Origin of the sequence: Halostella pelagica (assembly GCF_004762015.1) — an archaeon.
In the GTDB taxonomy this organism is placed as follows: Archaea; Halobacteriota; Halobacteria; order Halobacteriales; family Natronoarchaeaceae; genus Halostella; species Halostella pelagica.
The window spans coordinates 704,581-719,272 of sequence record NZ_SJES01000002.1; the positions used below are offsets into that span (position 1 = coordinate 704,581).

The following is a 14,692-nucleotide window of genomic DNA, read 5'->3' on the forward strand; positions in this document are numbered from 1 at the left end:
CCTTGCCGGGATACTTATTCCCCCGCCCGCCGAAACGACGGCCATGTCGCTGCGGCTTCCGAGCGAGATAGTCGTCGACCGGTTCCTGCCGACCGCGAGGGCGATGCTCGCGGCGGAACTCCACGAGCACGACCTGACCCAGCAGGAGATAGCCGACCAGCTCGGCGTGACGCAGGCTGCCGTCAGCAAGTACGTCGCCGGCGACAGTGCGCTGAACGAGCGGTTCAGCGATAACCGCCGGATGAGAGAGACGATGTCGGCCATCGCCGACGGGCTTGCGACGGGCGAACTCGACCAGTACGAGGCGCTCGCCGAACTGCTCGACCTGATCCGCGAGTTCGAGGACCGAGGGCCGATCTGCGAGGCCCACGAGGAGGCGATGCCTTCGTTGCAGGGGCTCGGCTGCGACCTCTGCGTCCGCGGGCGCGACGACGCCGTCCTCGCGGAGCGAGACGTGCTCTCGACGGTCCGCGAGGCGACCCGCGCGCTCGAAAACGAACCCGCTATCGTCGACCACGTTCCCAACGTCGGAACGAACGTCGGCACCGCACTGCCCGGCGCAACCGACGAAACCGACGTGGCGGCGATCCCGGGCCGGATCCACGCGATGCGGGGGCGGATCAACGTGCCGGCGAACCCCGAGTTCGGCGCGTCCCAACACGTCGCGGAGACCGTTCTGGCCGCGAGCGCAGTCGACCCCGACGTCGGCGGCGCTCTCAATCTCGCAACGTCCGAGGCCCTGCTCGCCGCCGCCCACGAGGCAGGGATCGACCCGCTGGAGTTCGACGCGGAGTACGACACCCGGCGCGCGCGCCTTCGCGAGCGGTTCGAGGAGCGCGGCAGCGTACCACGGGTGATCTACCACCGCGGCGCGTTCGGCGTCGAACCGATCACCTACGTTCTCGGCGAGACGGCGGTCGAGGCCGCCGCACTCGCCACGTCTCTCACGGCCAGCGCGCAGACGGAGACGCGAGAGTAGACGCGCGGAAAAATACACCGACGACTGGTCGCTATGCTGTGTGTACGGCCGACCGTATATTCCGCTGGTCCGCGTACCCCCAGGTATGCGAACGGCAATCCAGCTGTACACGCTTCGCGACGTAGACGGATCGACGAGCGACCTCGTCTCGCTGGTCGCGGAGACCACGTTCGACGGCGTGGAGTTCGCCGGGACTCTCGACGAGGAGGTGTCCGCCGCCCTGACCGAGACGGGGCTAGATGCGGCCGCAGCCCACGTCGGCATCGAGCATCTGGAGGGACACCGCGGGAGCGTCCTCGATGCCTGCGAGGCGGCGGGCGTCGACACCGTCGTCGTCCCGTGGCTCGACGAGTCCGAATTCGAATCCCGCGCCGCCGTCGAGCGAACGGCGAACCGACTGGACGGTATCGGGGACGCCCTCGCGGACCGCGGGTTTCGCCTGGCCTATCACAACCACGACCAGGAGTTCACGGCTCTCGGCGAGACGACTGGGTACGAGCTGCTTCTTTCGGAACTCGGCGACAGCGTCTCCATCGAACTCGACACGGGGTGGGCCCTCGCAGCGGGCCGCGACCCCGTCGACCTGCTACGGCGCATCGACGACGCGCCGCTCGTTCACCTGAAAGACGTCGACGCCGAGACGAAGACGCCCGTCGAACTCGGCGAGGGTGACCTGGACGTGGAGGGATGCACCGAAGCGGCACGGGACGCCGGGACGGAGTGGATCATATACGAACACGATGAGCCGTCGAACCCCCGTACGTCGCTGGCCCACGGCGGTGCGGTCCTCGACGCGCTCAGGTAGTTGATTCGCCGTTGTCAGCAGACGTTGACAGGCCTCATCAGGGACTCGATGCCCGCGTCAGGCTCCGGCGGCCTCCGGACGCCGTCCGTTTTCCCGTCTCCTTCCTTTCAACCCCAACAGGTATTTGAGGGATCCTCAACAATTACAATGTAGTCCATGGACGCGCATGGAGTCACGGTTCAGCCCGACAAACGGGCAGATCATCTATGGAGGACACATCGAAATATCTCATTCACGCCGAAATCTCCGCCAACGGGGTGGTAGAGCGGAGTGACGTCGTCGGTGCGATCTTCGGTCAGACCGAGGGGCTCCTCGGCGACGAACTCGACCTGCGAGACCTCCAGCAGTCCTCGAAGGTCGGTCGTATCGAAGTCGAGATAGAGAGCGCCAGTGGCCGGTCGGAAGGCACGGTAACCATCGCCACGAGCGTCGACAAAGTGGCGACGGCGACGCTCGCGGCCGCGCTGGAAGCGCTTGACCGGATCGGCCCCTGCCGAGCCGAACTCGAAGTCACCGACATCGAAGACGTCCGGGCGGCGAAACGCCGCCGGATCGTCGAGCGCGCGCAGGAACTCCTACACGACTCGTTCGACGACGGCGTGATGACGAGCGAGGAGATCCTCGACGAAGTGAGACAGAGCGCCCGCGTCGGTACCGTCACCGACCACGAGGGGCAACCGGCAGGCCCCCGCGTCGCAGACAGCGACGCCGTCGTAGTCGTCGAGGGGCGTTCGGACGTCCTCACGCTCCTGCGCTACGGGGTGAAAAACGCCGTCGCCGTCGAAGGGACGAACGTCCCCGACGCGGTCGCGGATCTTACGGCCGACCGGACGGTGACAGCGTTTCTCGACGGCGACCGCGGCGGACACCTCATCCTCCGAGAACTGGGGCAGGTCGCTCAGATCGACTACGTCGCGTTCGCGCCCGACGGCAAGTCCGTCGAAGACCTCTCGCGCGAGGAAGTGTTTGCGGCGCTCCGCGAGAAGGAACCGCACGAGACGGTGGCCGACCGCCCCGACTCTCAGGACACCGTCGCCACGGACGGGAGTCGGTCGCCGTCCCCGCCAGTCGACGAGAACGCCACGACGGCGGAAACCCCGGTTTCACCGGAGACGCTGGAGTCGCCAGGGCCGGACGACGCCGACACGACGGAACCGCTCCGACGCGGCGCCTCGGACGGGTCGGCAGCGACGGATGCGAACACGCCGGAATCGATGCCCGACGAGTCTGAAGCGGCGGAAACCGCCGAGGAAGCGGTTTCGACGGAGGCGCTCCCCGAGACGCTCCGCGACCACGTCGCCGAGGTGATCGACGAGGGACGCGGGGTCGTCCGTCTGCTGGACGCCGACCACTCGCCGCTGTCGGAGGCACCGGCCGACGAGGCGGTCGACGCTGTCGACGACGCTGACCCGGTGCCGACCGCCGTGGTTCGCGACGGGGACGTCACTCAGCGACTCGCAGACGTGGCGGCCGACCGCGGCGTCGACCGTGTCGTCGGGAGCGACCGCGGGGAGTTCACCAAGCGCCCGACGAGCGTCCGCGTCCACGCCGCCGCCGACATCGAACTGTAGCGAACGCGCGCTACAACGGCCGCCGCATGAGCACGGCGGGACCGCCGTCGTCGTAGTACGACTCTATTCGCGTTTTCTCCTCGAACCCGAACTCCTCGTACAGCCGTCTGGCCGCGTCGTTTCCCGGTTCGACGGCCAATTCTACCGATGTCGCCTCCGTCTCGCGCAGGCGGGCGAGCGCCGCGGCGAGCAACCGCCGGCCGCGCCCCTCCCGTCGGTGCGACGGGGCCACGACGAGTTCAGCGACGTGGGCCGTTTCGGGGCCGTTCATCGCGAGGATGTACCCCACCGGAACGCCGGTATCGTCCGGCCCGTCGACTGACGCGAGCACCACGCCGGGACCGCTGAGCGCGGTCGTCAGGAGCTGCGGACTCGACGCGGGGAGAAGCGACTGGAGCGCACGAAGCACGGGCATGTCGGCGGGCGTCGCCGCTCGGATCACGCGACGGCGGCGATGCCCAGTCCGCTCGCCAGGACCGCCCCGACGGCGCCACCGGACAGGGTGGCGAGGAAGTTCACGCTCTGGTTGCCGAGACGACCGCCCTCGACCGTCGCACCGAGGAGGCTATCGACGGTCATGCCGGCGACGCCGGCGACGAGAATGACGCCTGCGCCTGTCGGCCCGACCGAGTCGAGCAACGCGACGGCGACGAGCGCGATGAGCGTCGCCCCAGCGGTGCCGGCGAGTTCCCCCTGCCAGGTGACGGCACCGTCAGTCCCGGGGTCGACCGGTTTGAGCGTCGTGATCAGTCGTGGCCGGTCGAACACGCCGCCGATCTCGCTGGAGAGCGTGTCGCTCATCGCCGTGGAGATGGAGCCGGCAAACGCGTAGAGGAAGATCCCTCCGGCGATCCCCGTGCCGTCGCCGACCGGGAGATGGATCGGCGCGGCCGCGTACGCGAGGACGGCCGCCAGCGCGACCGCCGCGTTACTGAACACGTTTGAACTCCCACGCGCGCCCTCGTTTTTCTCCGCGACGCCGCGTTGGGCCTTCTCCTCGTACCGGAACTTGGTCGAGAGGCCGCCGATGCCGAAAAAGACGATGATGACGGCGAACCACCCGATCCCGCCGAGAACGATCGTGAGCAGGCCGAGGAACACGCCCGATAGCATTCCGGAGACCGACGCGGTGTCGAGAGCGTAGGAGGCGTATCCGACGGCGACTGTCACCGCGAGGGCGATCCCGACATCGTGTACCGTCCCCGGGTCCGTCAGTTCCCAGAGGAACCAAAGCAGGAGTCCGACCGAGAGAACGACGACCGGGTCGTCGCGTTCGAACAGGACCGACCGAAGCAACGCGCCGAGTAACGCGCCGCTTGCCGAGAGGAACACGACGAACGCGGGGGCCACCCCCGAGTCACCGTTCAGCAGCGCCGTGGCAAGAATGCCGATCCAGCAGCCGACGGCGCCGCCGAGGACGAATCCGACAGCGCCGACGACGGGGTCGGTCGAGCGCCGGCGAACAACCTGTGCGGCCAGATTGCCGTACACGAGCGTCAGTACCGCACCGACGAACGCGAGTGTCGGCATCGCCTCGACGGTCGACAGGAGTCCGAGACCGGTCGCAGCGAGTGCGAATCCGATCAGTCCGTGCAGGCGGCCCTCTTCCCAGTCGCCGGGCCGCGCAAACAACTCGAACACCGGCCCGTCACCGACGAGCACGGCGATTCCCGCGACCACGGCGAACGGGACGGCGGCCGCCCATCCGAGCAGGGGTGCGACCAGTGCGAGGCTGCCGACCCCCGCAAACGCCCCCGCTCGCCGTACAGTCGATGTCACGCTAACGCGTCCGTTTGTAGGTAGGTCACTTAACCTTCCCGAAGCGAATCACCGCCGACGGCGACCCGTACCACTTATACCGTCGGCCGTATCCGGTTGTGGAGTGCACCGGATCGGTCCGGTGAACGTCCACAAGGACGGACAGCCGACAGTGTATTCTGGCGTCTGTTCTCTCGCGAGAATAGTCGAACCCGGAGCGTCGAAACCGTCCAGCGTCTCATAGCCGACAGTATTAGGCCATCCGCCTGACAAGCGATTCGTGTGGGTCTCTACGATAGATACCTCGCCACCCGTCTACGCTTCGAGGACGACGTTCGCCCGGACCGCGTCGCGATCGTCATCACGGAACGCGACCTGCTGGAGCAGGGAGCGTACGACACGTTAGAGGACGCCTTCAACTGGGCGTTCGAATACGACGCGGAACGGGTTACCGTCTCCGTGAGTGTACTCGACGAAGCGGCCGTTCCGACGCTGAAACGACAGTTCGACGACATCGACGTTCCCCGTACCATCGACGTTCGCGGACCGGACGACGACATTCGCGCGGACGCCCCTATCCAGGTGAGCATCGGCCTCGGCGGCAAACACGAGTTCACCACCGCCGTCCGCGGCCTGGCCGAGGAGGTACAGGAGGGCGAACTGGACCCCGACGAGATAGACGCCAACGACATCGAGGACCGACTCGTCTTCCCCGAAGAACCCGACCTGGTCATCAAGACCGGCGCGGAGCGCCTCTCGGATTTTATGATCTGGCAGTCCGTCTACTCCGAACTCTACTTCACCGACGTGAACTGGCGGGACTTCCGGAAGCGCGACTACCTGCGAGCGCTCCGGGAGTACGGGAAGCGAAACCGTCGATATGGGCGGTAGCCTCGACACGGCACGGACGGAAAACGAACCGACGAGCGCTCGCCCGACGAGACCCGTCAGTCCGCCGGCTTCGGTTCCTCGTCCGCGGGCGGCAGGTCCTCGGGCGCGACCTCGTCGACGGTCGAGCGCTCGCTGCTCGGTAACGAGTCGCGGAACCGCCGGACGACCGACCGGGCCTCGTCGAGTTCGACGCCGCCGAGCGCGCGCAAGAGCGCGAGGCCGCGGCGGGCGCGGGTGCGCCGCCACGACCGTTCCCGGTGCTCGTAAGTGCGGATTCCCCGCAGGAAGTCGACGCGGGAGAACTCCGGCCAGTACGGCGTACAGAAATAGACGGCCGCCTCGTTTCCGTTCGCGTGCCACGGGAGGAAGTTGCTCGTCCGCTCGTCGCCGCCGGTTCGGAGGATGAGGTCGACGTCGCGAACCGGGCGGTCGTACAGCCTCTTCTCGACGGTTTCGACGTCGACGTCGTCGGTGCGGAGGTCCCCGTCGTCGACCTCCCGGGCAACGCTCTGTGCGGCGGAGAGTAGTTGGGCCCGGCCGCCGTACGCGAGCGCGATGTTCAGAACGAACCGGTCGTAGCCGCGGGTCCGGTCCTCCGCGTACTCGACCGCGTCCCTGACGCGCTCCGGCAGGCGGTCCACGTCGCCAAGCACTCGAATACACACCTCGCCGTCGTGGACGCGGTCGGCGTCAGCGAACTCGTGGAGTTTCTCCTCGAGGAGGTCGAACAGCGGTTCGCGCTCCTCCTCGGGACGGTCGAAGTTCTCCGTCGAGAAAGTGTAGAGCGTCAGTTCGTCGATGTTCATGTCCCGGCACCAGTTCAACACCTGTTCGGTCGTCTCCGCGCCGGATCGGTACCCGTCGTGTTTCTCTGTGCCCTGCTTTCGGGCGTATCGTCTGTTTCCGTCCTGAATCACGGCCACGTGCGACGGTGTTCCCGATATTTCGCGTTCGAGCAGTCGCTCGTAGGCATCCTCGGCGCGCTCGCGGAGACCAGACAGCATCTACGTACGGCGACAACGGCGGGGATAATGTGTCTTGTGTGTCGGTAAGTGTCGTATTCTGATGGACGTAACTGTTTCAGATATTTCGCGGGAACGTCCCCGCGAAATTCGTCACTGACTTCCGTCCGTCAGTATCAGTACGCGTCTGCGGGCCGTGAAAGCAGATCTCGGCCTCCACGACGACCGCGAGTCGCATAGCTTATATAGGCGGAGCCACTCTCCAGAGTTGCAATGGCGAAAGGTACGGTTGACTTCTTCAACGACACGGGCGGTTACGGTTTCATTGACAGCGACGACTCCGAGGAAGACGTGTTCTTCCACATGGAGGACGTCGGCGGTCCTGACCTGGAGGAAGGTCAGGAAGTCGAGTTCGATATCGAGCAGGCCGACAAGGGCCCGCGCGCGACGAACCTCGAGCGTCTGTAAACCGGTTTACAGCCCAATTCGCATCCGGGCGCTGTCAGGCGGCGCGGCGACGCGCATCTCTGGGGGTCCACCCCTCTGCAGTCCGCCCGTGCATCGTTTCTCCGTTTTTTCACACACGCCAGCGACGGCTCCGTCCGCACGCGACGACCGGAAACCGCTCGCTCGCGCGGAAACGGGTACCATAAGGGGACGCGACACGTTCGTCCCGCTAATGAGCGACGCTCTCGACGACGACCTGTACCGGCGGACCAAGCAGTTGCTCGAACCCGGCGAGATAGAACTCAACGGTGCCGTTGTCCACACGGACATCGAGTCCCAGGACGACATCGCGATGACGCAGGCGACCATCGACATCGGCGAGGTCATCGCCGACCACGCTACGGACGAGGAGGCGTACGTCTACTCCGGCTCAGACGACTCCGAGTTCGCGTCGAATCAGCATCAGGGGCTCACGCTCGACGACGACGAGTTCGTCTGGGAGTGCCAGCAGCTTCTCCGCAACGGCACGTTCGACGTCGTCTTCTACTACGAGGCCACCGCCGACCACGAGGCCATTCTGGAAGACATTCGCGAGGCGGGCTTCGACGTGACGGGCGTCCGCGGCGACTGATCACGGCAGTCGGAACGGCGGTATCGAGAGACGCCGCCGTCGCGCCTCGCATTGCTTATAGGCCCCCGGTCCTCAGTTTCGACTATGAGCGAGACGGACGTCGACCTAGACGAGCGGGACCGCGCGGTCGTCAACGCCTTTCAGGGCGGGTTCCCGGTCGTCCGCGACCCCTTCGAACCGGCGGCCGCGGCGCTGCGGGACCGGGGGGTCGATGTGAATGCCGACGAACTGTTGGAGCGGGTCCGGCGACTGGACGACGACGGCGTGCTGACGCGGTTTGGCCCGCTGATCAACGCACAGGAGATCGGCGGCACAGCGACGCTGGTCGCCATGCACGCGCCGGAGGACCGGTTCGACGAGGTGGCCGAACAGGTCAACGCCCACCGCGAGGTGGCGCACAACTACGAGCGCGAGCACCCGCACCTGAACATGTGGTTCGTCGTCTCGGTCGCGGACGGCGGGACTCCGGAGGGGTCCCAGTCGAGCGGTGAAACCGCGAGCGACCGCGTCGAAGAGGTTCTGGCCGCTATCGAGGACGAGACCGGCCAGGAGACGTACAACCTCCCCAAGCAGCGGGAGTTCCGCGTCGAAGCGAAGTTCTACGTCGACGGGCCGATCCCCGAGGGCGACGTGGACCTCTCGCATCTCGGTCCGGACGTGGCCCCGACCGACGCCGACACGCTGACGCCCGCCGAGCGGGACCTGGTAGTCGAGATACAGGACGGGCTCCCGGTCTCCGCGACGCCGTACCGGGACGTCGCGGACGCGCTGGACGCGGATGTCGACTGGGTGCTGGAGACGATCAAGCGGTTCGACGCGGAGGGGAAGATCCGACGGGTCGGCGTCATCCCGACCCACTACGCGCTCGGCTACACGGAAAACGGGATGACCGTCTGGAACGTTCCGGACGACATCGTCGACGAGGTCGGCCCCGAGATAGCCGCCCTCCCCTTCGTCACGCACTGCTACCGGCGGCCGCGCCACGAGGGCGTCTGGCCGTACAACTTCTTCGCGATGACCCACGGCCGGAGCGAGGAAGAGAGCGAGCGGCGCATCGAGCAGGTGCGCGAGCGCATGGCGGAGTTCTGGGACGTCGACGAAGAACCGTCGTCGGCCCGCCGGACGGAGCCTGACAGCGTCGACGAGGGCGACTGGGACACGCTGTTCTCGACGCGCATCCTGAAGAAGACCGGCATCCGAATCGAGGAGCGCGCGAGCGCAAACACCGCAGAGTGAACCCCGTATGATCCCGCTACTCCACGACTTCTCGGGCACGACGGTGCTCGTGTTCGGCGGCGGCCCCGTCGGCGCGCGGAAGGCGAGACGGTTCGCACGCGAAGCAAGCGTCGTCGTCGTCAGCCCCGATTTCGCCGACGCGGAGTTCGGCGGGAGCGAGCGAGTGCGGGCGGCCCCCGCCGAAGGGGACGTTCCGAACTGGCTCGACAGGTTCGACCCGGCGCTGGTCGTCGCGGCGACCGACGACGCTACCGTCAACGAGGCGATAGCCGAGGCGGCCCGGGACCGCGGCGTTCTCGTCAATCGGGCGGACAGCCACGGCGACCGCAACCCCGGGAGCGTGGTCGTCCCCGCGACGGTCCGCGACGATCCAGTGGTCGCGGCCGTGGCGACGGGCGGCGCGAGCCCCGCGTTGAGCAAGCATCTCCGCGAAACTATCGAAGCGGAGATAGCGGGAGCGGGAGCGATGGCGACGGTGACGGCCGACCTCCGCGACGAACTGCGCGACGAGGGCGTGCCCGAGGGGGACCGACACGACGCGATCCGAGCCGTCGTCAGGTCTTCCCGGGTTTGGAAGGGTTTACGTAGGGGGGAGTCCAAGGGTCGGCAAGTGGCTCGCGACGTGATCAGCGACAAACTACACTCGTCCGGTGATACTCGATGATCGCAAGCACCGGCGTCATTTCCGGCGTAAGCGTCTCGCACGAACGGGCGTCCGTCGACGTGCTCGCCGAGGCGAGCGGCCCCGACCAGCGGACCGTCGTCTCGGGTCTGCTCGGCGGTGCCGAGGAGGCGTTTGCCCTCCAGACGTGCAATCGCGTCGAAGCGTACGTGGTCACCGAATCCCCTGTGACCGGACGGGCCGTTCTCGACGAGTTGGTCGCGGACGTTCCCGACGATAGCGTTGTCGAGATGGACCACGAGGAGAGCCTTCGCCATCTGCTCCGGGTCGCCTCCGGACTCGAATCGCTCGTCCTCGGCGAGGACCAGATCCTGGGCCAGGTCCGGACTGCCTACGAGGAGGCCCGCGGTGCGGGCGGTATCGGCCCCGTGCTGGAAGACGCCGTCACAAAGGCGATCCACGTCGGCGAGCGGGTTCGCACCGAGACGGCCATCAACGAGGGGGCCGTCTCGCTCGGCACCGCGGCGGCGCGGCTGGCCGAGACGGAGACCGACCTCGGTAACTCGACGGCGCTCGTCGTCGGAGCCGGGGAGATGGGTACGCTGTCGGCCCGGGCGCTCGCCACCCACGGTTCGGACGAGATGATCGTCGCCAACCGGACCGTCCCCCACGCCGAACACGTCGCTACGGAAGTCGACGCGGACGCGCGGGCTATCGCCTTGCCCGCCGTCCCCGCCGCGGCGGAGCGCGCCGATGTCATCGTCACGGCGACGAGTACGGAGGGGTTCATCCTCGACGCGGACACTCTCACCGACACCGGCGGGACCGTGGTGATCGACCTCGCCCAGCCGCGAGACGTCGCGCCGGCGGCCGACGACCTCGACGCGGTGGCCGTGTACGACCTCGACGAACTGGAGTCGGTGACCGACCGGACCCGAGAGCGCAGACGTGAGGCGGCCGAACGCGTCGAGAGCACGATAGACGAGGAGTTCGAGCGCTTGCTGGACCAGTACAAACGTAAGCGGGCCGACGAAGTCATCGCCGCGATGTACGAGAGCGCGGAACGGGTCAAGTCCCGCGAGATCGAAACCGCGGTCTCGAAACTAGAGGCGGAGGGCGACGTTTCCGACCGCCAGCGCGAGATACTCGAATCGCTCGCCGACGCGCTGGTCGGCCAGTTGCTCGCCGCGCCCACGAAGAGTCTCAGAAACGCCGCCGCTGATGACGACTGGACGACTATCCACACCGCGCTCCAGTTGTTCGACCCGGAGTTCGCCGGGGCCGACGGTCCGTCCGACTTCGTTACCGAGGCGATGTCCGACGAGATGCCGGCGGACGCGCGTGACGAACTGCCGGCCGACGCGCTCGTCAGCCCGTTCGACGACGACTGAAGCGGGCACAACGATTATCTTGCTGGCCTCGGGATATCTTCTCCATGGCCGACCTGCTTTCCGACGACGAAGTCGAGGAACAGATCCCGGATGAATGGCACCGCGAAGGTGACGAGATAGTCCGGACCTACGAGTTCGACGACTACCTACGCGGCGTCAACTTCGCGCAACTCGTCGGCGAGATCGCGGAGGCGGAGTTCCACCACCCGGAGATCCGGATCGGCTACGAGGAGGTCGAAGTCCGGTTCACCAGCCACGAGGAGGGCGGCATCACGGACAAGGACGCCGAGATGGCGGAACTCGTCGAGACGGAGTCAGGCCACGAGTGAGAGACCAACTACAACGATGAAGGGGCCTTACGCCTGATGGATGCAGAGTACGTGTTCCGCGTTCGGGTCCGGATCGATCCGGCGGGCGAGCGCGTTCGCGTCGACCCCGCTACGTTCGAGACGACGCTGTACCGCCGCGCTGACCCGCCCGGCGATGAGGGGTGGCTGTTCTTCCGCGACAACCTGTGGCGGGGCGAGGTAAACGACGAGAAGCACCACCGGGCGATGGCCGAGGAGGCCCTCGACGTTCCGGTAGACAGCGTCGCGTTCAGCGCACTGCGGACCGATGAAGCGTACTTCGACGGTATGAAAGCCGAGATCGCAGAGTCACTGGACCTGTTCAATGCGGATTCGGTCTCCGAGGTGATCTCGAAATATCTCGGCAGCAGCGTCGAGGTGCGAGAGGGTGACGCGTAGGTCGCACTGGCCGTATTTTGGCTCCGCTTAGGCCGATCCAAACCGTGTTAACACGGCGCGTAGGGGCAGAATACTTATTCTGCTACGGCCTCTATTTTTGCCTCCTATGGTCCCGGAGTACGACTACTGGCTGTTCGATCTCGACGGGACGTTAGTCGACGTCGAATCCGACTATCGCCACGAGGTGATGGCCGGCGTCGAAGACCGACTCGGCCTTGCGTTTACGGACGACGAGCGGTATCTCCTCTGGCACGCGACGGACGACCTGCGAATGGATATTCTACCGCCCGAACTCACTGTCAGGGAGTTCTGGGAGGTGTTCGACGAGGTGGACGACCCCATTGCGCGAGCGGAGTCGACGTACCTCTACGACGACGCCGACCGTATCACGAACATCGACACGCCATCGGGCATCGTCACGCACTGTCCAGCACCGGTCGCCGACGTCGTGTTCGACCACCTCGACATCCGGGACTGGTTCGAGACGGTCGTCTGCTGTTCGGAAGACCTGGGTTGGAAGCCCGACCCCGCGCCCGTGGAACACGCGAAAGAGAAGATGGAGGTCGCGTACAACGGACACGAGGGCGTCCTCGTCGGCGACGGTGCCTGCGACATCGGCGCCGCCTGGAACGCCGGCCTCGACGGCATCCACGTCGAGCGTCACGACCCCGACCTGCTCGGCCACAGCGTGCTCGGGGACTACCGACTCTCCTCGTTCGCCGACCTGTAACCGGGGAGGTCTGCGGCAAGATCGGGCACCCGGTCGAGCGCCGTGATCAGTTCCGTCACGCCGGTTTTTTCGGTCCGGTCGGGGTTGCCGTGGACCCGCACTCGCTGCTCGCCGAGCGGGACGAAACCGAGTCCCAGTTTCTCCGCACTCGCCCGTAATCCGACGCCAGCGTCAGCACCGCCCGCAGCGACTTTCCGCGCCGGGCTCTCGTGGGCGCGCACGGCAAGCTCGAACCCGTCGATAGCGTCGACCAGTTCGCGGCGGTCGGCGCCGCGCTCCTCGGCGAGTGCGGCTACCGCCTCGCCGAGGCTCGTCCGCAGGCCGGAGTCGGTCGTTCGGTTGACGAACCGCAGGTCCCGGTCGACCAGGTCGGCGAGTCCGTCGACCCCGTCGGGATCGCCCGTGGGGACGATCAGCCCCCACTCACGGGTCCACTCGCCGAGCGGTTCGGCGTCGACATCTCGCTCGACCGGCCCGGCGGTCACCGCGGCGTCCGGCGTGCCGTCGCGTAGCCGGCGCAGTCCCTCGCGGCTCCCGAGTGACAGGTATCGGGGGTTCGACAGGTCGTCGAGTAGCCGGGAGAACAGCGGGTCGTCTTCGCCCACGCCGAACAGCGACGGCGGGCGCACGTCCGGCGAGAACAACTCGACGGTAACCGGTTCTCCCTCGGCGAGGTAGTCCGTGTCGGGGTCCACGGCGACGACGCCGTCCGCCTCGACGAGACTGGTCGTCGCGCCGCTTCCCTTGTCGACGGGGTAGACGAGCGTTTCGCCGTTCCCGTCCGCGCCGACGGTGTCACCGTTTCCGCCTCGCTGGTCCTTCGGCCCAACCGTGACGAGGCCGACGGGCATGTACCGGAGACGACCCTCCTGATACCGCTCGCGGCGAGCCATCCGGCCGGTGACGGTCGCGGTCCGCGGTTCGGGGCGGCCGGCAGCGTCGCGGACCGCCGGCGCGACGAACGTCCGGAAGATGGTGAGCGCCGAGACGGGGTAGCCGGGGAGGCCGACGTACGCCGAGTCAGCCAGCCGACCCACGAGCATCGGTTTTCCCGGCTTCACCGCGACGCCGTGGAGCAGGAGTTCGCCCTGGTCTTCGATCACCTGATAGATGACGTCGACGGCGCTGGCACTCGTCGACCCGGACGAGAGGACGAGGTCGCACTCATCGGCGGCGGTCGTCAGGATCCGCTCCATTTCATCGTAGTCGTCGCCCGCGTGGGGGTAAGTGACTGCTTCGCCGCCGGCCTCTTCGACGGCGCTGGCGACGGTGTAGGAGTTCACGTCGTAGATCTGGCCGCGCTCGCTGTGGAGGTCGCCGCCGGGCCGGACGAGTTCGTCGCCGGTCGAGATGATCCCGACTCGGGGCGTCCCGCGGACGGGCACCTCGTCGACCCCGAGCGCCGACAGCAGGCCGATCTCGCGGGCGGTCAGTCGGGTTCCGGGGCCGAGCGCTCGCTCGCCCGCCGCGATGTCCGCGCCGGCGAGCATCACGTTGTCGCCGGGCGCGACGGAGGTCCGGACGAGGACCCGATCCCCGCTCTCGTCCGTCTCCTCCACCATCACCATCGCGTCCGCTCCGGGCGGCATCACCGCACCGGTCGATATCTCGACGGCCTCGCCCGTTTCCACGTCGACGCCGGGTTCCTCGCCTGCGTGGACCGACCCGACCAAGTCGAGGGCAGCGGGGTCAGCCTCGTCCGCGCCGAACGTGTCCCGTGCTCTGAGGGCGTACCCGTCGAGCGACGCGCGGTCGAACCCCGGTACGTCGATACCCGCGTCCACGCGCTCGGCGAGAACGCGGCCCCGGGCGTCTTCGAGCGACACCGTCTCCGGCTTCGGTTCGAGGTCGAGCGAGTCGATGGCCTCCCGGGCGCGCTCCGGGGACGCGAGGTCGCGGAATTCCTTACGGTCGCTCATGCGC

General features: G+C 67.3%; 16 protein-coding genes. 12 read left to right on the forward strand and 4 right to left on the reverse strand.

The window, feature by feature from the left end; genetic code table 11:
• Positions 1-43: 43 nt before the first annotated feature.
• The 3 genes from EYW42_RS07910 to dnaG all read left to right on the forward strand — a co-directional run bounded on the left by EYW42_RS07910 (position 44) and on the right by dnaG (position 3,355).
• Positions 44-979, forward strand: coding sequence for a thiamine-phosphate synthase family protein (locus EYW42_RS07910; RefSeq protein WP_135534703.1), 936 nt, complete (start codon positions 44-46; stop codon positions 977-979).
• 85 nt (positions 980-1,064) lie between these two features.
• Positions 1,065-1,784, forward strand: a complete 720-nt coding sequence (locus EYW42_RS07915) for a sugar phosphate isomerase/epimerase family protein (protein WP_135534704.1) — start codon at positions 1,065-1,067, stop codon at positions 1,782-1,784.
• Between the two features lie 206 nt (positions 1,785-1,990).
• The gene (dnaG, locus tag EYW42_RS07920; protein WP_135534705.1) at positions 1,991-3,355 is read left to right on the forward strand and encodes a DNA primase DnaG; all 1,365 of its coding nucleotides are present in this window, start codon (positions 1,991-1,993) and stop codon (positions 3,353-3,355) included.
• 10 nt (positions 3,356-3,365) lie between these two features.
• On the opposite strand, the gene EYW42_RS07925 is transcribed toward dnaG, so the two are convergent.
• A complete protein-coding gene (locus EYW42_RS07925) occupies positions 3,366-3,770 on the reverse strand; it encodes a GNAT family N-acetyltransferase (RefSeq protein ID WP_135534706.1) in 405 nt (134 codons plus the stop codon).
• 23 nt (positions 3,771-3,793) lie between these two features.
• Entirely contained in the window at positions 3,794-5,134 is a 1,341-nt protein-coding gene (locus EYW42_RS07930) for a DUF92 domain-containing protein (protein WP_135534707.1), read from the reverse strand.
• 261 nt (positions 5,135-5,395) lie between these two features.
• Here EYW42_RS07930 and EYW42_RS07935 point away from each other — a divergent pair, with 261 nt between their 5' ends.
• A complete protein-coding gene (locus tag EYW42_RS07935) occupies positions 5,396-6,004 on the forward strand; it encodes an undecaprenyl diphosphate synthase family protein (RefSeq protein ID WP_135534708.1) in 609 nt (202 codons plus the stop codon).
• A 56-nt stretch (positions 6,005-6,060) separates the two neighbouring features.
• Here the strand turns inward: EYW42_RS07935 and uppS are convergent, their stop codons facing one another.
• Positions 6,061-7,008: a polyprenyl diphosphate synthase gene (uppS, locus tag EYW42_RS07940; RefSeq protein ID WP_135534709.1), complete on the reverse strand. Its 948-nt coding sequence runs from the start codon at positions 7,006-7,008 to the stop codon at positions 6,061-6,063.
• A 231-nt stretch (positions 7,009-7,239) separates the two neighbouring features.
• Here uppS and EYW42_RS07945 point away from each other — a divergent pair, with 231 nt between their 5' ends.
• From EYW42_RS07945 to EYW42_RS07980, 8 genes are all read left to right on the forward strand, one after another.
• Positions 7,240-7,434: a cold-shock protein gene (locus EYW42_RS07945; RefSeq protein ID WP_121817324.1), complete on the forward strand. Its 195-nt coding sequence runs from the start codon at positions 7,240-7,242 to the stop codon at positions 7,432-7,434.
• 211 nt (positions 7,435-7,645) lie between these two features.
• Complete coding sequence (locus tag EYW42_RS07950; RefSeq protein WP_135534710.1) at positions 7,646-8,044, forward strand: DUF5778 family protein; 399 nt, start codon at positions 7,646-7,648, stop codon at positions 8,042-8,044.
• Positions 8,045-8,128: 84 nt separating this feature from the next.
• Entirely contained in the window at positions 8,129-9,280 is a 1,152-nt protein-coding gene (gene ahbB / locus EYW42_RS07955; RefSeq protein ID WP_135534711.1) for a siroheme decarboxylase subunit beta, read from the forward strand.
• Positions 9,281-9,287: 7 nt separating this feature from the next.
• Positions 9,288-9,944, forward strand: coding sequence for a precorrin-2 dehydrogenase/sirohydrochlorin ferrochelatase family protein (locus tag EYW42_RS07960; protein WP_135534712.1), 657 nt, complete (start codon positions 9,288-9,290; stop codon positions 9,942-9,944).
• On the forward strand, positions 9,944-11,293 hold the full coding sequence (gene hemA / locus EYW42_RS07965; protein WP_135534770.1) for a glutamyl-tRNA reductase: 1,350 nt from the start codon (positions 9,944-9,946) through the stop codon (positions 11,291-11,293). The genes EYW42_RS07960 and hemA overlap by 1 nt, the downstream gene beginning before the upstream one ends.
• Positions 11,294-11,337: 44 nt before the next feature.
• Complete coding sequence (locus tag EYW42_RS07970; protein ID WP_135534713.1) at positions 11,338-11,622, forward strand: 4a-hydroxytetrahydrobiopterin dehydratase; 285 nt, start codon at positions 11,338-11,340, stop codon at positions 11,620-11,622.
• A gap of 36 nt (positions 11,623-11,658) precedes the next feature.
• On the forward strand, positions 11,659-12,039 hold the full coding sequence (gene lwrS, locus EYW42_RS07975; protein WP_135534714.1) for an LWR-salt protein: 381 nt from the start codon (positions 11,659-11,661) through the stop codon (positions 12,037-12,039).
• 106 nt (positions 12,040-12,145) lie between these two features.
• A complete protein-coding gene (locus tag EYW42_RS07980; protein ID WP_135534715.1) occupies positions 12,146-12,769 on the forward strand; it encodes an HAD family hydrolase in 624 nt (207 codons plus the stop codon).
• Here the strand turns inward: EYW42_RS07980 and EYW42_RS07985 are convergent.
• Positions 12,739-14,688 carry a molybdopterin biosynthesis protein gene (locus tag EYW42_RS07985; protein ID WP_135534716.1) on the reverse strand — a complete coding sequence of 650 codons (1,950 nt, stop codon included), beginning with the start codon at positions 14,686-14,688 and terminating at the stop codon, positions 12,739-12,741. The genes EYW42_RS07980 and EYW42_RS07985 overlap by 31 nt on opposite strands.
• Positions 14,689-14,692 lie beyond the last annotated feature (4 nt).